The organism is Microbacterium sp. M3, assembly GCF_033548675.1.
GTDB lineage: Bacteria > Actinomycetota > Actinomycetes > Actinomycetales > Microbacteriaceae > Microbacterium > Microbacterium arthrosphaerae.
Map to the genome: position 1 here is coordinate 613,489 of NZ_JAWTZT010000001.1, position 22,218 is coordinate 635,706.

Here is a 22,218-nt window from a genome sequence, read left to right on the forward strand (position 1 = left end):
CCGCGTGCATGTCCCGATTTCCACCCCAACGGTCCGTCCGAACGGTGGAAATCGGGACACGCACCCCGCTTTTTGGGACATGCCCTCCTTTCGGCATGCCCGGACACCACGCATCGACCGCAAAGGACCTGACATGACCACCTACCACGACGACATCGAGGCCATCCGGGCGCTCACGGAGCAGAACGGCTCCGGCTGGAACGCCATCGACCCCGAGTCCGCGGCGCGCATGCGGGCGCAGAACCGCTTCCGCACCGGGCTCGAGATCGCCCAGTACACCGCCGACATCATGCGCCGCGACATGGCCGAGTACGACGCCGACTCGTCGGTGTACACGCAGTCGCTCGGCGTCTGGCACGGCTTCATCGGGCAGCAGAAGCTCATCTCGATCAAGAAGCACCTGAAGTCGACGAACAAGCGCTACCTCTACCTCTCGGGCTGGATGGTCGCGGCGCTCCGCTCGGAGTTCGGCCCCCTCCCCGACCAGTCGATGCATGAGAAGACCGCCGTGCCCGCCCTGATCGAGGAGCTCTACACGTTCCTGCGCCAGGCCGACGCGCGCGAGCTCGACCTGCTCTTCACGCAGCTCGACACGGCCCGCGCGGCCGGCGACGAGACGGCCGAGGAGTTCATCCAGTCGCAGATCGACACGTACGAGACCCACGTCGTACCGATCATCGCCGACATCGACGCCGGCTTCGGCAACCCCGAGGCCACGTACCTGCTCGCCAAGAAGATGATCGAGGCGGGCGCCTGCGCGATCCAGATCGAGAACCAGGTCTCGGACGAGAAGCAGTGCGGCCATCAGGACGGCAAGGTCACCGTCCCCCACGAGGACTTCCTCGCCAAGATCAACGCCGTCCGCTACGCGTTCCTCGAGCTCGGGATCGACAACGGCATCATCGTGGCGCGCACCGACTCGCTCGGGGCCGGACTCACCCAGAAGCTCGCCGTGTCGCGCACGCCGGGCGACCTCGGCGACCAGTACAACGCGTTCCTCGACGTCGAGGAGATCTCCGAGGCCGACCTCAGCGACGGCGACGTCGTCATCCGCCGAGAGGGCAGGCTGCTGCGCCCGAAGCGCCTGGCGAGCAATCTGTACCAGTTCCGCCCCGGCACCGGCGAGGACCGCGTCGTGCTCGACTGCATCACGTCGCTGCAGCACGGCGCCGACCTGCTGTGGATCGAGACGGAGAAGCCGCACGTCGAGCAGATCGCCGGAATGGTCGACCGCATCCGCGAGGTGGTCCCGAACGCGAAGCTCGTCTACAACAACAGCCCGTCGTTCAACTGGACCCTGAGCTTCCGGCAGCAGGCCTACGACCTGCTCGCGGAGCAGGGCGGGGACGTCACGGCGTACGACCGCGGCAACCTGATGAGCGTCGACTACGACGACACCGAGCTCGCGCGCCTGGCCGACGAGAAGATCCGCTCGTTCCAGCGCGACGGGTCGGCCCGCGCCGGCATCTTCCACCACTTGATCACCCTGCCGACGTACCACACGGCCGCCCTGTCGACCGACACGCTGGCCAAGGGCTACTTCGGCGACGAAGGCATGCTCGCCTACGTGAAGGGCGTGCAGCGTCGCGAGATCCGCGAGGGCATCGCGACCGTGAAGCACCAGAACATGGCGGGGAGCGACATCGGCGACAACCACAAGGAGTACTTCGCCGGTGACGCGGCCCTCAAGGCCGGCGGTCAGCACAACACGATGAACCAGTTCAGCTGACGCTCGAACGACGGATGCCGCGGACCCGACCGGTCCGCGGCATTCGTCGTCCTGCCCCCGGTGCCGATCACGCCACGGCGCTGCGGTACCGCCGGGGTTTGCCCTCGCCGAGGTCGGCGACGCGCTCGACGCGCTGCACGCGGACCGCGCGGCCGAGGAGCGCCACCAGCGCACGCTCCACGGCGCCGGCGTCACCGCCCGCGATGCGCGCCACGACGTCGCCCGACGCCGCCTGCTCCACACTCCAGCCGCGCGCGCCGTGGGCCTGGAGCTGCTGGGTGAGGTCGACGCTCGGCACGCGGCGGCCGTCACCCGCGGTGAAGACGGTGTGCTCCCGCCCTTCGAGGTCGGCGATGGCGAGCGCCCCGTCGGCGAGCCGCACGAGGCGGCCGAAGTCGCCGGTGCGGTAGCGCACCAGCGGCAGCAGCGGGTTCTCCCCCGCGGTGACGGTGATCTCGCCGATCTCCCCCTCGGGCACCGGCCGGCCGGCCGCGTCGAGGGCCTCCACGACCACGCGCCGGTCGAGCATCCGGAAGGGCCCGTCGTCGGTGCGCACCGCGACCGGCCGCGTCTCGTGCAGGCCGTAGACGTCGAAGACCGGGCAGGCGAAGGCGCGCTCGAGGTCGGCGCGCAGCGGCGCCGACAGCGCCATCGCCCCCGAGAAGATCGCCAGCGGCCGCACCGCGTCGCGGAGATCGGGCGCGAGCATCTCGGCGAGGCTCGCCGGGTTGCCCGTCAGCACCTGCGGGTCGGCGTCGGCCAGGAAGGCGGCGCGATCGGATGCCGCGTCCCACGCGTCGCGGTGGAGGTTCACGCGTGCCATGGCCCGCTGCCCGAAGCCGCTCACGAGCGAGACATAGGTGAACGCCTGCCGCTGGTGGACCAGGTGGGCGAGCGCCAGCCGCTCGCCGTCCGGCTGCCACACGATCCGCTCCCCGGCCACGAGGCGCACCAGGTGGTGGAAGCCGCGCGCCACCTCCTCGACGTCGTCGGGGATCAGCAGCGCCGCACCGGTCGAGCCCGAGCTGGTGCCGTGCAGGATGCGGCCGAGATCGGCGTCGAGCGGCACGAACGCCGCGATGTCGTCGACGAGGTGCTGGCGGGTGATGGGCGGGAAGTCCTCCAGCCGGTCGAGGCCCGTCAGCCGGCGGTAGTGCAGCAGGCCGCGCGCGGTCGCGAGGTGCGCGTCGAGCCAGTCGTCGGTGGGCAGCGGTTCGCGCACCCGCGCGAGCATGCCGGCCGTGAGGCGGTCGCCCGTCGCGTGCACCCAGCGAGGAGCGGACGGATGCCGGCGCCACCGGTCGAGGCGCGCGGCTCCGGCCGCGTCCATGGTCGGCCACCGCTCGGCGTCCGTGAGCACGGCCGCCTCACCCGGCGCGTACTCGGGCAGCGCGAGCGGGTCGGGGGCGTCGGGGTCGGCCGGCGCGGCGCCCGAAGGCGGACCCGGCCACCCCGCGGCCGCTTCACTCACTCGAGTACCTCGCCGCGGCCTCGCGGGCGCGCGCCTCCCGGAGCCGTCGCGCGATCTCGGCCCGGTGACTGTGCTCGGCGTAGGCCTCGGCGAGCGCGGCGTTGCGTCGCAGCGAGTCACGGGCGTCCAGCAGCGACCGAGCGGTCGCGGCATCCTCCCCCGCGGGAAGATGTCCGCACCACAGCAGGAACGTCCGCACCGCCTCCTCGCGGCGCTCCTCGTCCGACAGCCAGTCCAGCGGGTCGACGACGGGGGCGAGCCGCAGCGCGAGCGCGTCGACGGCGAGGGCGGTGCCGGCGGTCGCGAACGGCGGATCGAAGGGCTCGACGACGGCTTCGCTCGCGACGAGCCACAGCGCGACCGCAGCGCCTCGTCGCACCCGGCGGTCGTCGGCGTGTGCGGATGCCGCGACCGGGCGCCCGAGGATGTCGCCGGACAGCGCCGGGATCGAGACGCCCTCGTCGAGGAACGGCCGCGGCACGCTCGACAGCCGGGCGGCGACGGCGGCGAGATCGGGGCCCGGCGTCAGCTGCGCCCACTGGGTGTCGAGTGCCGGCGACATGCCCGCCCATACCTCGAGGAGTCGATCGGCCTCAGCCATGCAGCACCTCCGCGAGCCGCGCGCAGGCGCGCGGCGCGTCTTCCATCGCCTGAACGTACAGCGTCGCGTACCCCGCCGCCGCGGCGAGCTGCTCGACGCGGCGCATCCGGTCGAGCACCACGAGCGTGCCCGTCGTGAGCTTGCCCCGGACGCGCGACGCGACGGCCGCGTACGGCTCATTGCCCTCGCCGAACATCGAGGTGAGGCCGTCGTCCGAGAGCACTACGAGGTGCCGTCGCACGTCGTCGTGCGCCGGATCGCCGGTCAGCGCGGGGAGCGGGTCGTACCGCCGGGCGAGCAGGTCGAGCGGGAACGAGGTGCTCCCCGCGAAGAAGAAGGCGAGGTCCGCCACGATGCGCACGTGGTCGCGGGTGAACGTGTCGGACCCCGCGACCTGGCCGGGCCCGGAGAAGCTCGTCACCCGCACCCGCCCGCCGCCGCGCAGCACCGAGAGCGCGAGGATCGTGCCGGCGAGGACCGCGGCGGAGCCACGGCGCGGACTGGTCATCGACCCGGAGGAGTCGATGTAGAGGTCGAGCTCGATCCCGGCCTCCACGGGCTCGGGCGTGTCGTCGAGGTGGGACCGGCGCCGCGTCGTGACGCCGGGCACGACGACCGGCGCGGCCTGCAGCGTCGCCGACCAGTCGAGGTCGGCGAGATCGTCGCCGACCTCCCACGACTCCAGTGGTCCCGGCAGCTCGGGGGCGGGCCGCGCGGGCCGCCGCTCGGTGACCGGCCGCACCCACGGCGCGGCTTCGGACCGGTACCACGCGGCGAGCACCGCCGCCTCGTCCGAGCCCTCGTAGAGCGCGAGCGTGCGGGCGACGCCGAGCCGCTGCCCCTCCTGCTCGTCGGGTCCGCCCGCGCCGGCGGCGCCGAGACCGCGCGCCGGGATGTCGCCGTGCAGGCGCCGGTCGGCGAGGATGCGTCCGAGCTCCTCCGCCGTCGCCGGCGCGTGGTCGGCGGCGCACGGGCCGGGCGCGCCGGCGCCCGCGCCGGACGCGCCATCGCCGGCCGCGCCGGCGGCACCGGCTGCGGCGCCTGCCGCCGGCTTCCCGCGCTCCGCTTTCTGCTGCTCGACGAGGTACGGCGCCATGACCACGCCGAAGCGGAGCGCGCCGCCGACGGGATCGCTCGCGAAGGTGCGCACGATGCGGGCGACGTCGTCGGCATCGACCTCGGGGTGGGTGGTGATGACACCGTCGAGTGCCGCGGCGATGCGCTCGGCCTCGGCGCGCGCCGCGCGCAGCGCGCGCTCCTTCTCCTGGAAGCGCTCGGGCAGCTCCGAGATCGGCCGCTCGTTCGACGGCGCCGCCGGGGCGTGCGGTCGCGCCGGCGGGGGCGGCGTCGCGGGGCACAGCGCCTCGGCGGGCAGGTGCCACAGGAGCTCGTACGCACGGAGGTACACCCACCACAGCCGGCTCGGGCTGTCGCGGCTCGCGCGGTACAGGCGACGCGAGGTGCGCACGATGCCCGGCTCGCCGCCGGCACCGTCGCGGCGACGCTGCAGCACCGCGACGCGCGTGTTCACCAGCAGGTCGGTCCACAGGTTCGACAGCAGCGCGACGTCGTCGCCGGTCACGGCCGAGGCGCCCGCGGCCGCCAGCGCGCGGGCGAGCTGATGGCGGATCTTCAGTGCGTCGATGCGCGTGCTCGGCGCGAGGGCGTGGTGGCCGAGCTCGTGCGCGAAGACGCTCTCCAGCTCGTCGCCGATGCCGAGCGCCGCCACGAGCTGCGGATCCACCGCGACCGCGGGCGGAAACGTGAACCATGCCGGCGCACCGCTCTCTGCCCCGGCGCCCGGCAGCAGCCGGGCGTCGCTCATCCGCACGCCCCACAGCTCCTGCGCGCGATCCCATGCCGCGCGCGCGTCGCCGTCCAGCGGCACGGCCAGTGCGTCGCGCCCCGGCGCTGCCGGCAGCGCGCTCACGCGGCATCCCGCACATGCACCCACGCGAGATAGGAGTCCTGGGGGCAGACGATCGACGCGAGGGAGTCGGATGCCGCGGGCCCGGGCTCATCGTCGAGGCGCGTGAGGCGCGAGCCCCACACGTCGGCGTCCAGACGCCACCACCGCTCGTCGGCGGCGATGGCGAATGCTCCCGGCTCGGCGAGCGCGTAGCCGCCACCGGGCGGCGCCAGCCATGCCCCGCCGAGACCGCGGAATCCGCCGACGGCGCACACGTAGCCGCGCTCGGCCGTGCGTCCCGGCCACCACAGCGGGTCGGTGCGCTGCCGCTCGGCGAACTCCGCGAGCGCCGCCTCGGCGATACCGAGGGCGGCGGCGACCGCTCGGCCTCCGGCCGGCTCACCCCGCAGCACGTCGATGCGCGCAAGGGCGTCGTCGCGGAACGCGAGCGCGCCGGCGCGCCACGCGGCGACCCCGGCGAGCGCGACGGTGTGCTCCGACGCCGCGTCGGCCCGCTGCGCCGCCCCGAGGGCTGCGGCGAAGCGCTCGGGGTCGCCGCCGGCGCGCCGCACGTTCCGCGCCGCCAGGTCGAGGTCGAGGCCGGGCACCGGCGCCGGGGCGCCGGAGGCGGGGCCGGCGCCGGCGAGATGACGCGGCATCCGGATCATTCGCGGTGCTCCGCCCACCGGACGTACGCCGTGTAGCGCTGGTGCAGGTACTTGAGCGTCGTGAGGTCGTCGAAGTCGCGGCCGTAGAGCTTGCCGGTCGCCGAGATCGCGCGCACGCGTGACTCGATCTCGGTGAGCCGGCGCGACGCCTCGACGGCGCTGACGCCGTCGAGACCCTCGTCGAGCTGAGCCAGCAGCCGCCGCACCGGATCGTCCTGCTCACGGCCGAGCGCGTCGTACTGGCGGCACGACTCGGCGAAGAGGTCGGCGAGCCAGCTCATGACGTCGGTGGCGAGCTCGCGTTCGGCGCCGACGTCGAACCGCGGGTGCGTGGCGTTGGGCAGCAGCTTGCCGCGCAGCACGAACGGCAGCATCGCCGCGACGTCGTCGATGCCGACCGCCGGGCGCCCGCGGAACCACGCGACGGCCTTGGCGTACACGATGAGCGTCTGCAGCGCCCGCACCGAGAGCCCGTTGACGGTCTGCGCGCCGAGGTCGGCCGAGAGGTCGGCGCCGGAGTTGGCGTCGATGACCTCGGCGACCCGGCCGCCCGCGGTGGTCACGGTGTCTTTCGTGCGGTACTCGAAGCGCCGCCCGCCACCCTGCACGAACTCGAAGTGGCTGAGGAAGAACTCCAGGCGCCGCCGCACCTCGTGCGGCATCGGCACCGCCCGGATCTCGTCGCGCATACGCGCGTGCTCGCCGGGCGCGAACACGAGCTCGGCGGGCACGTGCTCCTCGGGCTTCTCCCCCGCCTCGACGCGGGTGACGAGCTCGTCGAGGAACCGGCTGTTGAAGCTCGCCGCCTGCACCGTCACATCCATGCGGTCGCGGAGGGCCTGGATCACGGGGAAGGTACCGCCGCCCGCGTCGTCGTTGGCGGTGAAGAACCAGCTCTCCACGCCACGCCCCGGGTTGGTGCGGTGCATCTGGTCGTGGCTCTCGACGTACCCCTCGGCGACCATCGTCAGCAGGGCCGACTGGGTCTTCGTCGGGATGCGGTTGTACTCGTCGACGATCTTCACGGGCCGCGTCAGCCAGTCGCGCCAGGCGATGCCGATCTCGGTGAGGCTCGAAGCGCCGATGAGGTCGCGCGGCAGCGGGATGCCGACGAGGTCGCTGATCGTGAGCTGCGGCTGCCCCTGCTGCACCCCGCGGCGCACCTCTTCGGCCGACGAGCCGGAGAGCACGCCCATGATCACGGCGACCGTCGTCTTGCCGCGGCCGGGTCCGCCGATGAGCAGGCACTTGCCGCCGACGGCGAACGACAGCAGCGGCAGCAGCACGTTCGACGAGAACGACGCGTCGGTCGGCAGTGTCAGCACGGCCCCGGCATCGCCGAGCGGGAAGCTGAGCGGCGACCCGTTGGAGAACTCGATGTCGTAGTAGGGCGAGATGACGGCGCGATTGACGATCCAGTAGTACGTGCGGCGCAGCTTCTCGTCGAGGGGCACGTGCACCTCCGCGTCGAGCTCGCGGAACAGGTCGTCGGCGGTGAGCTGCTCGACACCGCCCGCGGCGGTCGGGGTGGTGGGTGACTCCGAGACCTTGTGCCAGCGATCCGCCATCGCGCCAGCCTAGCCCGCGGCCTCGCGCTGCAGCGCGAGCTGCTCGTGGTGGGGACGGCCCTCCAGCGGGGCCGCGAACGCGTGCCTTCGCGCGAGCGCCGCGTCGATGAGGGGGACGGATGCCGCGACCCTCGCCGCGACGTCGCCGCGCACCTCCGTCCAGGGCACGGCCTGGGCGGCCAGCACCTCGCGGAACCGCTCCTGCATGGTGTGGCGGATGTGCTTGCCGTCGCGCATGCCGTCCTGCACGAACGGGATCTCGTCCCCGGTGAGGAGGTACAGGTCGGGGCGGTGGGCTGCGGCGCGGGCCAGGATGCGGGGCGCCGGACCGCCGACGTAGCGCTCGTGCCACAGCGCGGTGGCCAGCACGTCGGTGTCGCACACGAGGAGCGGCACCGGCACGCGGCGGAGCGCGGCATCCTCCATCGCGATCTGACGGTCGACGATCACGTCGAACTCGTCGCTGCGCCACGGCGCGTCGAGTCCACCCTCGCGCGTGATCGACAGCTCACGGCCGTACTCGGGCACCCACAGCGTGCCGTAGTGCGCGGCGAGCGCCTCGGCGAGCGTCGTGGAGCCCGTCGACTCCGCGCCGAGCACCACCACGCGACCGGCGAGGGATGCGCGCACCGAGGGTGCGAGCTCGTGCCAGTGCCCCGCGAGGTCGGCGCGCACCGCGGTGCCCGAGACCGGGTTCCGGGCACGCCCGGCGTCGACCTGCACCCAGGCGGCGCCGAGCCGCCGGGCGAGCTCCTCGCCGTACGCGTCGGACGTGAAGACCGCGTCGACCGGCGCGTCGAGCAGTCCCGCGATGACCGCGGCGTGCGCGTCCCACGCGGCGTCCGATCCGAAGTCCACGGGCGCGTCGTCGATCGCGGCGACCACGCGCACGCTCGGGTGCTCTTCGGCGACCCATGCGGCCCGCGTCTCGAGCGGGATCGACTCGACGGATGCCGCGAGCACCTGCACCGTCACGCGGTCGCACGAGCGCACCGCCTCGCGGATGAGGTGCCCGTGCCCGGAGTGCAGCGGATAGAACTTGCCGATCACCAGGCCGTGCCGGTACCGCCGGTCACGCACGCGCGACCTCGGCTGCGGCATCCGTCGTCCGGGACTCTCGCTCGACGCGTCGCCACGTGCGCAGGCCGTACACGCACAGGCCGATGAAGAGCGCGTAGAGGGCGGCGATGATCCACAGTCCCGTCGCGATCGAGAGGGCGACGAACGCGATGTCGACCGCGATCCACACGAACCAGTTCTCGATCCACTTGCGGTTGAGCATGTACTGGGCGACAAGGCTCGCCGCGGTGGTGGCGGCGTCGGCGAGCGCGACGTGCGAGTCGGTGAAGGTCGTGAGCACCCAGGCGAGCACACCGGCTCCGGCGAGGCCGGCGACGATGAGGGACGCGACCGCCCGGCGGGACGTGCGGGCGATGTAGGTCTTGTCGTGCTCGGCGCCGTGCGTCCAGCGGATCCAGCCGTGCACGCCGAGCGCCAGGTACACCAGCTGCAGCCCGGCGGCCGCGTAGAGCCCGGCCGGAACGAACACCGCGAGGAACACGATGTTGTTCGCGATGCCGATCGGGTAGCTCCAGACGTTGCGCCGGCCGGCGAGGAACACGCACGCGGCCCCGGTCGCGAAGCCGAGGATCTGCATCCACTCGGCCAGGAGGAAGTCGATCACGCACAAGAGCCTAGGGTGAGGTCATGACCTCGCCTTCGCCGCCGCGGGACCGCCGACGTGCCGGTGCGCTGGCCTGCGGCTGGATCGCCCTCGCGGGCATCGCGCTGCCGCTCGCGCTGCTGCTGCTGATCGAGCTCACCGTGACCGGTGCCGGCAGCATGGCCGGGGTGCTGCCGATGGCCGCGGTCTTCCTGACGTGGTGGGTGTGGCTCGTCCTGGGCCTCGTCGCGGCGGGACTCGGCGTGGGCACCAGCCGCCCGGTGCTGCCCGTGAGCCTCGGGGCCGCCGCGGTCGTGCTGAGCCTGATCGGCTTCATCGTCGTCGCCGGCTCGTTCCGCTGAGCCGACTCGGTCACCCCAGCAGGCCGCGCTCCATGGCGAGCGTCACCGCCCGCGTGCGGTCTGCGACGCCGAGCTTGTCGAAGATCTTCAGCAGGTGCGTCTTCACGGTCGACTCGCCGATGCCGAGCGCGGCCGCCGCCTGCTTGTTGCTGTGGCCGCTCGCCACGAGCCGCAGCACGTCGAGCTCGCGAGCGGTCAGCACCGCTTCGGGTTCGGGGCGCCGCATGCGCTCGACCAGCCGGACCGCGACCTGCGGCGACAGCGCCGACTGACCCGATGCCACCGACCGGATGCCCGCCACGATCTCCGCCTGCGGGGCGGCCTTCAGCAGGTACCCGGCGGCCCCCGCTTCGATCGCGGCGAGGATCTGGTCGTCGGACTCGTAGGTGGTGAGGATCAGCACGCGCGGCGGCGGGCTGCCCGCCTCTCCCCCGGCGATCCGGGCCGTCGCGCTCACGCCGTCGACGCGCGGCATGCGCAGGTCCATCAGCACGACATCAGGACGCGTCGCGGTCGCCAGGCGCACCGCCTCGTCGCCGTCGGATGCCTCCGCCACGACCTCGAAGCCGGGCTCGTCCGACAGCAGCCCGGAAAGACCGGCGCGCACCACCGGGTGGTCGTCGGCGATCAGCAGCCGGATCATGCGTGCTCCCCCTCGGTGACGTGTGCCGCCGGCAGCGAGACCCGCAGCGTCGTGCCGGCGTGCGGGCGGGACGACACCTCCAGCGTGCCACCGGCGATCTCGACCCGCTCGCGCATGCCCGACAGTCCGAAGCCGCGCGTGGGCTCGGACGGGTCGAACCCGGCCCCGTCGTCCGATACGACGAGCAACGCCGTGCCGTCCGGCGCGACGCCGACGTGCACGGTGACATGCGCGGCACCGGCGTGCTTCGCGGCGTTCGAGAGTCCCTCCTGCAGGCACCGCAGCAGCACCACCTCGGTGTCGCGGTCGACCGCGCTCTGGGCGACGTCGGCATCCAGGGTCACGGTGGCGATGCCGTGCGCGCGGAAGCGGTCGACCAGCCGCTCGACCGCCGCGGTGAGCACCGGCTCGCTCGGCACCGCCGCGGTGCGTGCGACGAGCGCGCGTGCCTCGGCCAGGGCGTCGCGCGCGACCTGCTCGACCGTCGCGATGGTCTCGGCCGCGGCATCCGCTCGTCCTTCCCGCGACTGACGGCCGGCGCGCTCGGCGAAGATCACGAGACCGGCGAGCGTCTGGGCGAGGGTGTCGTGGATGTCGCGCGCGAGGCGCTCGCGCTCCTGCGCGGCGCCCCGGTCGCGGCTCAGGGCCTCGACCTGCGCCTGCGCGGCGGTGAGCTCGCCGACCAGGCGCGCCCGCTCCTCGCCGTACTCGGCGATGCTCGCGATCCACAGTCCGAGCGCCGTGGCGAAGACGACGGAGAAGATGGCCGTCGCCGCGCCCGAGACGGCGGCGTCGGCGGTGAGGCCGCTGCCGAGGAAGACGCCGGTGAAGACGCTGACGGCGATGACGACGGACCCGAGGATCCCGCGCTTCCGGGTGTCGCCGAGCACCCATGTGAGGGGGTAGGCCAGCGTCTGCAGCATCGCGAGGAACGGCGCGGCCGCCGCACCCACTCCGACCGAGAGCGCGGCGACGACGAGGAAGGCCGGAAACCGCCACCCTGCGGGCGGATCGGCGAGGGCGGGGCGGGCGATGAGGACGTACGTCAGCGCGAAGAGCGCGATGCTCGCGAGGCCGACCAGGACGCGCCCGGGGTCGTCGGGGCCGAAGCCGAAGATCAGGCCCACGGCGATCGCGAGCGATCCGGCGCCGACCGTCACGTCCCACCAGCGTGGCTTGAGCATGTGGATCCTCCGGTGCCCGCCCGGACAGCGGGCGGGCACCCGTCAGGCTACGGGGCGGATCGGGCTCGGGCTACGCGTCGCGCCGGATCCAGCGGAAGGTCAGGCGCGACAGGACGAGCCCCACGACGAGCCACACCGCGAGGGCGAGCGCGACCCCGGCGAGGTTCCACTCGCCGTTCTGCTCGAGCGCCGCGTACTCGTCCGGGAGGAACACCGCCCGCATGCCCTGCGCCATCCACTTCAGCGGGAAGATGCTCGCGAGGTTCTGCAGCCAGTCCGGCAGCTGCGAGAAGTTGAGGTACACGCCCGACACGAACTGCAGCGCGAGGGCGATCGGCACGACCACGGCCGTGGCGCTCTTCGCGGTGCGCGGCACCGACGAGAGCGCGACGCCCAGCAGCGCCGACGTGGTGATGCCGAGCACGAACACCCACGCGAACGTGAGCCAGCTCTCGGCCGACGTCGGCAGCTGCACGTCGAGCACGACGACGGCGAACACCAGCAGCAGCGCCGCCTGCAGCACACCGGTCACCGCGACCTGTCCGATCTTGCCGACGAAGTAACTCACCGGCGACAGCGGCGTGCCGCCCAGTCGCTTCAGCGTGCCCTCGGACCGCTCGACGGCGATGTCCATCGCGAGGTTCTGGAACCCCGAGAGCAGGAGCCCCGCCGCGAGCATGCCGGGAAGGTAGAGCTCGGCCATCGAGATCGGGGGCACGCCCGGAGCGACCTGGACGTCGCCGTCCGACCCGAACGCGACGCTGAACAGGCCCAGCATGAAGACGGGGAAGAGGAACGTGAAGAAGAGCGTGTCGCCCGAACGGAAGTACTGCACGAGCTCGAAGCGCGTGCGCCAGATGCCGACCGCGACGAGATTGCGACGCCGCGGGCGAGGACGGATGCCGGCGGCCGCGGTGGCCGTGCCCGGCTGGTTCATGGCGAGGCTCATCGACCCGCTCCCTTCGGTGAGACGGCCGAACTCGCCGGGTCCGCGCCGGCCGCGTCGCGGGCGGCATCGGCTTCGGCGACGAGGCCGAGGTAGATGTCCTCGAGGCTCGGGCGGACGATCTCGAGCTCGTCGGGCGCGTGGCCCAGGCGCGCCGCGAGGTCGGTCGCGAACGCCAGCGGATCGGCCGAGCGCTCCTGCCGCGGCATCCCGCCCTCCCGCCACTTGACGATGGGCACGCGCGCCGCCTCGCCGCCGAAGCCCGCGACCGGTCCGATCGCCTGCAGGCGGCCGGCCGCGATCACCGCGACCCGGCCGGCGAGCTGCGCGGCCTCGTCGAGGTAGTGCGTCGTCAGGAGGATCGTGGTGCCCTCGCCCTGGAGCCGGCGGATGAGGTCCCAGAACTCGCGGCGGGCGTGCGGGTCGAAGCCGGTGGTCGGCTCGTCGAGGAAGAGCAGCTCGGGTCGCCCGATGATGCCGAGGGCGACGTCGACGCGCCGTTGCTGACCGCCCGAGAGCTTCGAGATGCGCGTCTTGGCCTGCGCCTGCAGGCCGACCGCCGCGATCACCTCGTCGACGTCGCGGGGATCGGGGTAGAAGCCCGCGAACTGCCGCAGCTGCTCCCGCACCGTGACGAGCCCCGACTGCCCGGTGGACTGCAGCACGATGCCCAGCCGCGCCTTGAGGTCGAGCCCGCCCGTCGCCGGATCGACGCCCAGCACCTCGACGTCGCCGCCGGTGCGCCGGCGGTACCCCTCGAGGATCTCGACGGTCGTCGACTTGCCGGCGCCGTTCGGTCCGAGGAGGGCGAACGTCTCGCCCTGCGCGATGTCGAACGACACCCCGTCGACGACGGCCCGGTCGCCGTATGTCTTGCGCAGGTTCCGCACCCGCACCGCCTGTGTCTGCATGCTTCCAGCCTGGTGCGACGGGGGTGCCCGGCCCAGCCGTCATCCGCAGGAGGAGGCATCCCCCATTCGGTGGATGGCGCGCTCGGTCAGATGTGGCGGGCGCGCACCGCGGCAGCGGTCGGAGCGGCGGCGCCCGGGCTGACGGTGCCGGGCGTCGCCGCGGTGCGCGGCGCAGGCGCGGGGGTCGCGGCATCCGCTCGCTGTTCGGCCCGGAGCAGGCGCTGTCCGCGGATGCCGCCGGCCAGTGCCCAGGCGAGCAGCCACGCCCCGGAGACGACGGTGAGGATCCCGGCCGCGCGCAGCGCCGTGTCGGGATCGAGCATCACGCTGACGGTGACGAGCGAGATCACGCCGCCGAGGATCGCTCCGGTCGCGCCGACCATCGTGAGCACGCAGCCGCGCGCGAGCCACCAGGCGATGCCGCCGGCGACGACCAGCACGAGGGCCATCGCCACGGCGCCCCAGATCCACGCGTCCACGTCGCACAGGCTACTCCGCGGCGGCCCACGGCGGGAGGGCGCGCCGCGACCGGACGTTCCGTCGCGGGCGCCGTGACCGGACGTTCCGTCGCGCGCTGCGCGCATCGCGCACAACCTCGAGCCACGGGCCGGCGATCGGCGGCTGACCGCGGACCGCCCGCGGACTACGCTCGAAGGCGTGACCGAACGCGCACCGCTCTCCCGTAAGCTCTCCGCCATCGCCGAGTCCGCGACCCTGAAGGTCGACGCCAAGGCGAAGTCGCTGCAGGCCGCCGGCCGCCCCGTCATCTCGTACGCGGCGGGCGAGCCCGACTTCCCCACGCCGCAGGCCATCGTCGATGCGGCCTCCGAGTCGCTGCGCGACCCCGCGAACTTCCGCTACACTCCGGCGGCCGGCCTCCCCGTGCTGCGCGAGGCGATCGCCGCCAAGACGCTGCGCGACTCGGGCCTCGAGGTCGACCCGACGCAGATCATCGTCACCAACGGCGGCAAGCAGGCGGTGTACCAAGCCTTCCAGACCGTGGTGAACCCCGGTGACGAGGTGCTGCTGCCGGCGCCGTACTGGACCACCTACCCCGAGGCGATCGCGCTGGCCGACGGCGTGCCCGTCGAGGTGTTCGCCGGCGCCGACCAGGACTACAAGGTCACCGTCGAGCAGCTCGAGGCCGCCCGCACCGACAAGACCACCGCGCTCGTGTTCGTCTCCCCCTCCAACCCGACCGGCTCGGTCTACACCGAGGAGGAGACGCGGGCGATCGGCGAGTGGGCCGTCGAGCACGGCATCTGGATCATCTCGGACGAGATCTATCAGAACCTCGTCTACGAGGGCGTGCGCGCCGTGTCGATCGTCGAGGCGGCGCCGGCTGCCGCGGCGCAGACGATCCTGGTCAACGGCGTCGCCAAGACGTATGCAATGACCGGCTGGCGCGTGGGCTGGATGATCGGCCCGAAGGACGCCATCAAGATCGCCGGCAACCTGCAGTCGCACCTGTGCTCCAACGTCAACAACATCGCGCAGCGCGCGGCGCTGGCCGCCCTCACCGGCCCCCAGAGCGAGGTCGAGCAGATGCGCCTGGCGTTCGACCGCCGCCGCCGCACGATCGTCACCGAACTGTCGAAGATCGACGGCGTGACGGTCCCGACGCCCCTCGGCGCCTTCTACGCCTACCCCGATGTGCGCGGCCTCCTCGGGCGCGACTGGGCCGGCAAGACCCCCACCACGACCCTCGAGCTCGCCGACCTCATCCTCGAAGAGGCCGAGGTCGCCGTGGTGCCCGGCGAGGCCTTCGGCCCGTCCGGCTATCTGCGCCTCTCGTACGCGCTCGGCGACGAAGCCCTCCTCGAAGGCGTGCAGCGCCTGCAGCGCCTCTTCGCCTCGTAACCGCGCACGACCGTCACGGAACGCGGATGCCTCGGCCCGAGGCATCCGCGTTCCGCTTTTCGCCCTCCCCCCTCGCCCCCTCCCCCCTCCCCCCTCGCTGCCGTGCTGACCCGACTCGCCAAGACACGCCGATGCGACCGCCCCTCGATCGGCGTGTTGTGGCGAGTGCCTCGAGAGCTGTGACGCGGCCGTCCGGCCGCGTCTCCTCCACAGCGCGGTGCGCGAAGCGCAGTCTGCACAGATCCCGTTAGGTGCAGCCGGCCGGGTCACGAGCGGGCGCAGCATGAAGCATGCGCTCCGCCCTTCCGTCCGAACTCGGCGACGCCTTCCTCGTGCGCGATGCGCGACTCCTCGGTGTCTCGTCGGGTCGATTGCAGGCCAAGCGACTGTCGGCGCCGTTCCACGGCACGAGGGCCCAGCGCGCCCTGTCCGACTTCGAGCGCCTGCGCGTGCTGTTCAGTGTGCTTCCGTCTCACACGTTCGCGTGCGACGCCACGGCAGGAGTCCTGCATGGGATGCCGCTTCCCCTCGAGCTGGGATGGCGCGCGTTCGCGCGACCGACGGTCGGGGTGGCACTGCCGGCCAATCGCATCCGTCGCGACGGCGTCGTCGGGCGCGCGGTGAAGATCGCGCCCGGCGACGTGCACGAGGCGCGCGGGATCCGCACGACCACGCCGGCGCGTACGTGGGCGAGCCTCGCATCGCTCGTCTCCCTCCCGCGATTCGTGGCCATCACCGACCACCTCATCTCGCGCCGCCGGCCGGTGGTTTCGCTGGAGCAGCTGTGTCACGCGCATACGCAAGCCGGCTCGGGCCGGGGCGCCCGAGCGCGCGCCACAGCCCTGACGTTGGCCTCGCCCGGGGTGGAGTCGCCGCGCGAGTCCGAGGTTCGCGCGATCCTCGTGCTCGCCGGCCTCCCCGCACCGGACACGAACGTCGAGATCTTCGACGGCACACGCTTCGTCGCACGGGTGGACATGTTGTACCGCGCAGCACGCCTGGTGGTCGAGTACAACGGCGAGCACCATGTCAGCCCTGGCCAGTGGAGCCGCGATCAGGTCCGGCGCGCTGAACTGGAGTCCCTCGGCTACAGGGTGACGGTTGTGACCGCGCGGGACCTCGACGACCCCGCCGCTCTGGTCGCACGCGTCCGTCGCCTGCTGGCCCGCTGACGCCGGTCGCGCCCCGGCCCCTCCCGCAGCCTCTCTCCCCGCACGGCCGGGCGTCTCCACGCCCGCCCGGGCGTCTCCACGCCCGCCCGGGCGTCTCCACGCCCGGGCGGGCCGATGGCACCGGGCCCGCTTCTCATGCTCGAGTCGCCAAGACACGCCGCATCCACGCGTGCCCGACCGGCGTGTTGTGGCGACTGCGCGGAGACCTCTCACCGCTGCGCCGCGCTGCGCGCGTGCCGGGCCGCGCAGCGCTCGAGTCGCCAAGACACGCCGCAGCTGCGTGTGGCGGACCGGCCGGGCGTCTCCCCGCACGGCCGGGCGTCTCGCCGCACGGCCGGGCGTCTCGCCGCGCGGCCGGGCGTCTCCCCGCACGGCCGGGCCGACGGCACCAGGCCCGCTCCTCATGCTCGAGTCGCCAAGACACGCCGCATCCGCGCGGCCCGACCGGCGTGTTGTGGCGACCGTATGGAGACCTCTCACCGCTGGGCCGCGCTGCGCGCGTGCCGGCCCGCGCAGCGCTCGTGCCGGCCCGCGCAGCGCTCGAGTCGCCAAGACACGCTGCAGCCGCGTGTGGCCGACCGGCGTGTCTTGGCGACTCGAGGGAGGGAGCGCGGGAAGTGGACCGGGGAGGAACGTCGAGACGAGCGCCGTGCCGTTCGTCGTCCTTTGTGAAGGCGGACGAGAGGACACGCGCCATGGGACGACGACTGAGGGTCGCGATGGAACTGGTGGCCGCGCTGGCGAACCTGGCACCGGCGCACCGCGAGCTGCTGGTCGACGAGGCCGGCGACTCGGGCGAGGACGACGAAGACCGGCCGGGCTAGAGCTCGACGTTCACCAGGACCGGCTCGGGCTGCAGGATGAGCCCGAACTCGGCCTGCACGCGGCCCTGGATGAACCGGGCGAGCTCAGCGAGTTCGGCCGCCGTCGCCCGGCCGCGGTTGGTCAGCGCGAGCGCGTGCTTGGTCGACAGTCCCGCACGCGAGCGCGGCAGCTTGAAGCCCTTGCGGACGCCCGCGTGCTCGATCAGCCATCCCGCGCTCACCTTGACGTCGGACTCGACGGCGCTCGGCGCCGGCACATGGCCGTCGAAGCTCGCCAGCGGGATCACGAGCACCGGGTCGAGGTCGGGGTGCACCGGCCAGCGAGGGCACGCATCGGGGAGGGTGCGTGCGAAGGATGCCGTGACCACGGCGTTCTGGAAGAACGATCCGGCACTGTAGGTGTCGGGGTCGTCGGCGTCGAGCACCATGCCCTTGCTGCGCCGGGTCTCGAGGATGCGCTCGCGCACCCAGGCGAGGGTGACCTCGTCGTCGGGCGCCAGCCGCAGCGCGGTGCGCAGCTGGTCGCCCGCGATGCGGCGGGGCTCATGCCCGACCTCGGGGAGATCGAGCGTGACCGACAGGATGACCGCGCGACGGGCCGGAACCGAGCCGTAGTGGTGCTTCAGCACCGACGTGCGGAAGCCCAGGCCGAGCTCGGCGGCCGGCACCGTCGACACCTCGCCCGTCGACTCGTCGAGCAGCTCGACCTCGCTGAGCGTCTGCACGATCTCCTGGCCGTACGCGCCGATGTTCTGCACCGGGGCCGCACCCACCGTGCCCGGGATGCCCGACATCGCCTCCATGCCGCCCAGGCCCTCGCCGACGGCGTAGGCGACGAGGTCGTCCCAGTCGTGGCCCGCCTGCACCCTGAGGCGCACGCGACCCGGCAGGGGTGACGGCATCCGCTCGATGCCCTTCGTCAGCACGCGCACGACGGTGCCGTCGAACGGCTCGTCTCCCACGAACAGGTTGGAGCCGCCGCCGAGCACGAGCCACTCGTCGCCGGTCGCCCAGACGTCGCGCAGGGCGCCGACGAGCTCGTCGGTCGTCGCCGCGTCGATCATGCGGGCGGGCAGGCCGCCGGTGCGCAGCGTGGTCAGTCCCGAGAGCGGGATCGGGGTGATGTCGGGCATGCGTCAGTCGGTGGTCCGCACGCGCGCCTGCGCCTTGACGAGCACGGTCGCGCCGGCGTACGACACGGTGAGGTCGATGCGTGCCGACTCGTCGTCGACCGCTCCGACCTTGGCCACGACGGTGACGTCCGCGCCCGTCTCGGGATCGACCACGACGGGCTTGGTGAAGCGCACCCCGTAGTCGAGCAGGCGGCCGCTGTCGCCCAGCCACGACGCCAGGGTGCCGACGGCGACGCCCATCGTGAGCATGCCGTGGGCGAGGACACCCGGCAGGCCGACGGCGGCGGCGACGTCGTCGCGGTAGTGGATCGGGTTGAAATCCCCGGATGCCCCCGCATAGCGCACGAGGGACTCCCGGGTCAGATGCACCGTGCGCTCGGCGACCACGTCGCCGACGCTCAGGTTCGCGAACGCGCTCACTCGCTGCCCTCCCCCACCAGCAGAATCGACGTCGCGGTCACCACGTGGGCGCCGTCGGCGTCGGTGATCTCGGACTCGCTGGTCACCATCGCGGCGGCTCCCATCGCGCGGATCCCGGTGACGGCGAGCCGTGCGGTCAGCTCGTCGCCCGCGACGATCGGCCGGCTGTAGCGGAACTTCTGCTCGGCGTGCAGCACATTCTGCAGCACGATGCCCGAGTCGGGTTCGGCGAGGAGCTGCTGGAGCGTGGCGTCGGTGACGACGATCGGAAAGGTCGGGGGCGCGACGACGTCCGCGTAACCGAGCGCCTGCGCGGCGGCGGGGTCGGTGTGCTGCGGGTCGTCGGCGAAGACGGCGCGCGCGAACTCGCGCACCTTCTCGCGACCCACGAGGTAGGGGGCGGTCGGCGGGAAGTCGCGGCCGACGAGCTCGGGGTTCACTGGCACCAGGACATCCTACCGAGCGGTCCCGAGCGCCCGGTCGGACGAGATCGGGCGTGCGAGGGCGGACGGCGCGGAGCGAGCGATCGCGGAGCCCTGCGCCCGAGTGCGTCACACCTGCCGGTCACGAGCGACGGCCCAAGCGCCACCGGCCGGTACGAGCGATCGCGGAGCCCCGCGTCGGCTGCACCACGCCGGCCCGACGCGAGCGATGGCGGAGCCCCGCGCCCGAGTGCGTCTCACCGGCGGCTGCACGAGCGACGGCCCAGCGCCACCGCCCGGTGCGTCAGCGGGCGGGGCGCGCCCGTCCGCGCCAGGCGCGCAGCCCCATCTGCACCGCGATCACGACGAGGTAGGCGGCGAAGAGCACGTTCGCGAGGAACGGGTCGAGCAGCACGGCGGCCCACGCGCCGAGCGCCGTCGTCGTGCAGGCGGCCACGCCGATGATGGCGGCCGCCACGAGGTCGACGTTGCGACGACGGACGTTGCCGATCGTGCCCGACACCGCGGTCGGGATCATCATGAGGAGCGACGTGCCCTTGGCCACGAGGTCGCTCGTGCCGAACAGCAGCATGAGCGCCGGCACCACGACGATGCCGCCGCCGACGCCGATGAGTCCCGACAGGATGCCGGTGGCCACGCCCAGCACGACCAGCGCCGCACCGCTCAGCCACGTGAGCTCGAGCTCGGCATCGCGGGACGGCACCACCACGAACAGGCTGACGATGACGGCGGCGAGGAAGGCCACGAACGCCCAGCGCAGCACCGTCAGCGACAGCCGGGGCAGGAGCCAGGTGCCGATCTGCGCGCCGACGACCGCACCGGCGGCGAGCAGCAACGCGGGGATCCAGGCGACCGAGCCGTGGACCGCGTAGGAGATGACGCCGACGGTGGCCGTGGGCACGATGGCGGCGAGCGACGTTCCGGCCGCCAGGCGCTGGTCGAACCGGAGGAACAGCACGAGGAACGGCACGATGACCGTGCCGCCGCCCACGCCGAACAGTCCCGAGAGCAGGCCCGCCACGAGGCCGATCAGCACGCAGACGAGGAAGAAGCGCGCGCTGCGGGTGGGCGTTGTCTGCTCGCTCATTCGTAGGTGAGGTCGTCGATGACCCATCCGCCGTCGGCCGCCACGAGGGTGTAGTGGTAGACGGTGGCACCCGGAGTCGGGTCGGTGGGCTCGCCGTTCTCGTCGATGAGCGCGGTGTAGGTCTCCCGCGTCGTCACGGCGATCTGGCTGCCCTGGGTCTCGACCTCGGTGATCGTCACCACGTAGTCGTCGAAGTTCGCGTCGAACGCCTCGGCGTCGGCCTCGAACGCGGTGCAGTCGGTGAAGCCGTTGAGCGCACGGAAGTCGTCGCTGGTCGCGGCCGTGAATCCGTCGCAATCGCCGTCCTGCCACGCGGCGTCGTACTCCTCCACCGCCGAGGCGGCGGCGCGCTCGTCGGCGCTCTGCCCGGCGGCCCCCGCCCCACCGCCCGCCGACGCCGACAGGATCAGCAGCGGGATGAGCACGGTGGCGGCGATGACGACGCCCAGCAGCACGACCCCGAGCACCACCCAGACGATCCACAGCTTCGACTTCCGCGGCTCGGTCGCCGCGGCGAAGGCGCCGCCCGTCGCCGCGCCCGCCTGATACGCGGGGTCGGGGTACGCCCCCTGCGCGTACCCCGGCTGGGCGTACTCGCCCTGCGCATACGACGCCTGCCCGTACCCCGGCTGCGCGTACCCCGGCTGCCCGTATGCCGCGGCGCCGGACGCCGTCACCCCGGCGGCGGGCTCGACCGGCGTCCCCGGCGCCGGGTGCGCGCCGACCACGGGCTGCGCCGCGGCGGCGGGCTCGGAAGCGGCGGGCCACGCGGGCGCCGGCTCCTCGGCGGCGGGCCACGCGGGCGCCGGCTCGGCGCGCTGCTGCGCCGCCACGATCTCTGCCTCGGTGGGGGCGTCGGACGGCTCGGGGTCGGGCTGCGCGACGTGCTCGGTCCACTGGCTCCCGTCCCACCAGCGCAGCGCGCCGTGGCCGTCGTCGTACCAACCGGGAGGAGTCGTGGTCATCCTCACAGCGTAGACGCCGGGGGCTCGCCGTCCGGCGGCTGCGCACACGGGAAAGGACGGACGGATGCCGCCTCCCACGCGCGCGGGATGCGGCATCCGCTCTCGCGATCAGCGCATCGCAACGCGCTGCCGGGCGTCGCCGCCCCGCGGGTCAGCGCACCATCCGGGCGTCGACGATCTTCGGCGCGAGCGGATCCTGCTGCTCGGCACCGTCGAACCGGAAGCCGTTGCGGCGATAGAACGCGACCGCACGCGGATTCTCCTTCGCGACCCACAGCATCGCCGGCTCCTCACCGAGCACGGCGTCCAGCAGCGCCTGCCCGGCTCCGCGACCATGCTCGGCCGCGAGCACGTAGAGCATGTAGAGCTGACGCTCGCGCGGCGCCGGCTCGCCCTCCTGCCCGTTGGCCGGACCGGCCATGGCCAGCCCGATGACGGCCCCGTCCCGCTCCGCGACGCGGACGATCCACTCCTCGCGCGGGTCTGCCAGCAGCGTCGCCCACATCCGGTGCCGGGCGCGGACATGGTCGTCGTCGATGAAGCCGTCCGGCAGCAGGTCCGTGTAGGTCTCGCGCCACGTCGTCACGTGCACGTCGGCGATCTCGGCCGCCTCCTGCACGCGGGGCTCGCGCACCGTGAACGTCATCCCGTCATCCTGC

23 protein-coding genes are annotated in these 22,218 nt (G+C 73.3%); 5 read left to right on the forward strand and 18 right to left on the reverse strand.

The window, feature by feature from the left end:
- Nucleotides 1-133 precede the first annotated feature (133 nt).
- Nucleotides 134-1,729: an isocitrate lyase gene (locus tag R8Z57_RS02790; RefSeq protein WP_318352224.1), complete on the forward strand. Its 1,596-nt coding sequence runs from the start codon at nucleotides 134-136 to the stop codon at nucleotides 1,727-1,729.
- A gap of 67 nt (nucleotides 1,730-1,796) precedes the next feature.
- Here R8Z57_RS02790 and R8Z57_RS02795 read toward each other — a convergent pair whose 3' ends face one another.
- The 7 genes from R8Z57_RS02795 to pnuC are packed head-to-tail and all read right to left on the reverse strand — an operon-like array spanning nucleotide 1,797 to nucleotide 9,630.
- Entirely contained in the window at nucleotides 1,797-3,200 is a 1,404-nt protein-coding gene (locus R8Z57_RS02795) for an AMP-binding protein (RefSeq protein WP_318352225.1), read from the reverse strand.
- Complete coding sequence (locus tag R8Z57_RS02800; protein ID WP_318352226.1) at nucleotides 3,193-3,801, reverse strand: phosphohydrolase; 609 nt, start codon at nucleotides 3,799-3,801, stop codon at nucleotides 3,193-3,195. Before R8Z57_RS02800 ends, R8Z57_RS02795 begins: the two co-directional genes overlap by 8 nt.
- Nucleotides 3,794-5,731, reverse strand: a complete 1,938-nt coding sequence (locus tag R8Z57_RS02805) for a VWA domain-containing protein (protein ID WP_318352227.1) — start codon at nucleotides 5,729-5,731, stop codon at nucleotides 3,794-3,796. Before R8Z57_RS02805 ends, R8Z57_RS02800 begins: the two co-directional genes overlap by 8 nt.
- Entirely contained in the window at nucleotides 5,728-6,369 is a 642-nt protein-coding gene (locus R8Z57_RS02810; RefSeq protein ID WP_318352228.1) for a potassium transporter Kef, read from the reverse strand. The genes R8Z57_RS02805 and R8Z57_RS02810 overlap by 4 nt, the downstream gene beginning before the upstream one ends.
- Nucleotides 6,370-6,374: 5 nt before the next feature.
- Nucleotides 6,375-7,946 carry a MoxR family ATPase gene (locus R8Z57_RS02815; RefSeq protein WP_318352229.1) on the reverse strand — a complete coding sequence of 524 codons (1,572 nt, stop codon included), beginning with the start codon at nucleotides 7,944-7,946 and terminating at the stop codon, nucleotides 6,375-6,377.
- Between the two features lie 9 nt (nucleotides 7,947-7,955).
- Nucleotides 7,956-9,026: an AAA family ATPase gene (locus tag R8Z57_RS02820; protein WP_318352230.1), complete on the reverse strand. Its 1,071-nt coding sequence runs from the start codon at nucleotides 9,024-9,026 to the stop codon at nucleotides 7,956-7,958.
- Nucleotides 9,019-9,630 (reverse strand): nicotinamide riboside transporter PnuC, encoded by a 612-nt coding sequence (gene pnuC, locus R8Z57_RS02825; protein ID WP_318352231.1) that lies wholly within the window; start codon nucleotides 9,628-9,630, stop codon nucleotides 9,019-9,021. The genes R8Z57_RS02820 and pnuC overlap by 8 nt, the downstream gene beginning before the upstream one ends.
- Nucleotides 9,631-9,653: 23 nt before the next feature.
- Here pnuC and R8Z57_RS02830 point away from each other — a divergent pair, with 23 nt between their 5' ends.
- Complete coding sequence (locus R8Z57_RS02830) at nucleotides 9,654-9,971, forward strand: hypothetical protein (protein ID WP_318352232.1); 318 nt, start codon at nucleotides 9,654-9,656, stop codon at nucleotides 9,969-9,971.
- A 10-nt stretch (nucleotides 9,972-9,981) separates the two neighbouring features.
- On the opposite strand, the gene R8Z57_RS02835 is transcribed toward R8Z57_RS02830, so the two are convergent.
- The 5 genes from R8Z57_RS02835 to R8Z57_RS02855 form a co-directional block, all read right to left on the reverse strand.
- Nucleotides 9,982-10,614, reverse strand: coding sequence for a response regulator transcription factor (locus R8Z57_RS02835; RefSeq protein WP_318352233.1), 633 nt, complete (start codon nucleotides 10,612-10,614; stop codon nucleotides 9,982-9,984).
- Entirely contained in the window at nucleotides 10,611-11,798 is a 1,188-nt protein-coding gene (locus R8Z57_RS02840; protein WP_318352234.1) for a sensor histidine kinase, read from the reverse strand. Before R8Z57_RS02840 ends, R8Z57_RS02835 begins: the two co-directional genes overlap by 4 nt.
- A 70-nt stretch (nucleotides 11,799-11,868) precedes the next feature.
- Nucleotides 11,869-12,747 (reverse strand): ABC transporter permease, encoded by an 879-nt coding sequence (locus R8Z57_RS02845; protein ID WP_318352235.1) that lies wholly within the window; start codon nucleotides 12,745-12,747, stop codon nucleotides 11,869-11,871.
- Nucleotides 12,744-13,655 (reverse strand): ABC transporter ATP-binding protein, encoded by a 912-nt coding sequence (locus tag R8Z57_RS02850; RefSeq protein WP_318352236.1) that lies wholly within the window; start codon nucleotides 13,653-13,655, stop codon nucleotides 12,744-12,746. Before R8Z57_RS02850 ends, R8Z57_RS02845 begins: the two co-directional genes overlap by 4 nt.
- An 86-nt stretch (nucleotides 13,656-13,741) precedes the next feature.
- Nucleotides 13,742-14,134 carry a hypothetical protein gene (locus R8Z57_RS02855; protein WP_318352237.1) on the reverse strand — a complete coding sequence of 131 codons (393 nt, stop codon included), beginning with the start codon at nucleotides 14,132-14,134 and terminating at the stop codon, nucleotides 13,742-13,744.
- A gap of 178 nt (nucleotides 14,135-14,312) precedes the next feature.
- Here R8Z57_RS02855 and R8Z57_RS02860 point away from each other — a divergent pair, with 178 nt between their 5' ends.
- The 3 genes from R8Z57_RS02860 (at nucleotide 14,313) to R8Z57_RS02870 (ending at nucleotide 17,511) form a co-directional block, all read left to right on the forward strand.
- Nucleotides 14,313-15,515, forward strand: coding sequence for a pyridoxal phosphate-dependent aminotransferase (locus tag R8Z57_RS02860; protein WP_318352238.1), 1,203 nt, complete (start codon nucleotides 14,313-14,315; stop codon nucleotides 15,513-15,515).
- A gap of 290 nt (nucleotides 15,516-15,805) precedes the next feature.
- Entirely contained in the window at nucleotides 15,806-16,687 is an 882-nt protein-coding gene (locus R8Z57_RS02865) for an endonuclease domain-containing protein (protein WP_318352239.1), read from the forward strand.
- Between the two features lie 695 nt (nucleotides 16,688-17,382).
- Nucleotides 17,383-17,511 carry a hypothetical protein gene (locus tag R8Z57_RS02870; RefSeq protein WP_318352240.1) on the forward strand — a complete coding sequence of 43 codons (129 nt, stop codon included), beginning with the start codon at nucleotides 17,383-17,385 and terminating at the stop codon, nucleotides 17,509-17,511.
- Here the strand turns inward: R8Z57_RS02870 and R8Z57_RS02875 are convergent.
- The 6 genes from R8Z57_RS02875 to R8Z57_RS02900 all read right to left on the reverse strand — a co-directional run bounded on the left by R8Z57_RS02875 (nucleotide 17,508) and on the right by R8Z57_RS02900 (nucleotide 22,205).
- Nucleotides 17,508-18,644 carry a UDP-N-acetylmuramate dehydrogenase gene (locus tag R8Z57_RS02875; protein ID WP_318352241.1) on the reverse strand — a complete coding sequence of 379 codons (1,137 nt, stop codon included), beginning with the start codon at nucleotides 18,642-18,644 and terminating at the stop codon, nucleotides 17,508-17,510. The genes R8Z57_RS02870 and R8Z57_RS02875 overlap by 4 nt on opposite strands.
- 3 nt (nucleotides 18,645-18,647) lie before the next feature.
- On the reverse strand, nucleotides 18,648-19,064 hold the full coding sequence (locus tag R8Z57_RS02880; RefSeq protein WP_318352242.1) for a MaoC/PaaZ C-terminal domain-containing protein: 417 nt from the start codon (nucleotides 19,062-19,064) through the stop codon (nucleotides 18,648-18,650).
- Nucleotides 19,061-19,510: a MaoC family dehydratase N-terminal domain-containing protein gene (locus tag R8Z57_RS02885; protein WP_318352243.1), complete on the reverse strand. Its 450-nt coding sequence runs from the start codon at nucleotides 19,508-19,510 to the stop codon at nucleotides 19,061-19,063. The genes R8Z57_RS02880 and R8Z57_RS02885 overlap by 4 nt, the downstream gene beginning before the upstream one ends.
- A gap of 280 nt (nucleotides 19,511-19,790) precedes the next feature.
- Nucleotides 19,791-20,594 carry a sulfite exporter TauE/SafE family protein gene (locus tag R8Z57_RS02890; RefSeq protein WP_318352244.1) on the reverse strand — a complete coding sequence of 268 codons (804 nt, stop codon included), beginning with the start codon at nucleotides 20,592-20,594 and terminating at the stop codon, nucleotides 19,791-19,793.
- Nucleotides 20,591-21,559: a DUF2510 domain-containing protein gene (locus tag R8Z57_RS02895; protein WP_318352245.1), complete on the reverse strand. Its 969-nt coding sequence runs from the start codon at nucleotides 21,557-21,559 to the stop codon at nucleotides 20,591-20,593. Before R8Z57_RS02895 ends, R8Z57_RS02890 begins: the two co-directional genes overlap by 4 nt.
- A 151-nt stretch (nucleotides 21,560-21,710) precedes the next feature.
- Nucleotides 21,711-22,205 carry a GNAT family N-acetyltransferase gene (locus R8Z57_RS02900; RefSeq protein ID WP_318352246.1) on the reverse strand — a complete coding sequence of 165 codons (495 nt, stop codon included), beginning with the start codon at nucleotides 22,203-22,205 and terminating at the stop codon, nucleotides 21,711-21,713.
- Nucleotides 22,206-22,218: the final 13 nt, after the last annotated feature.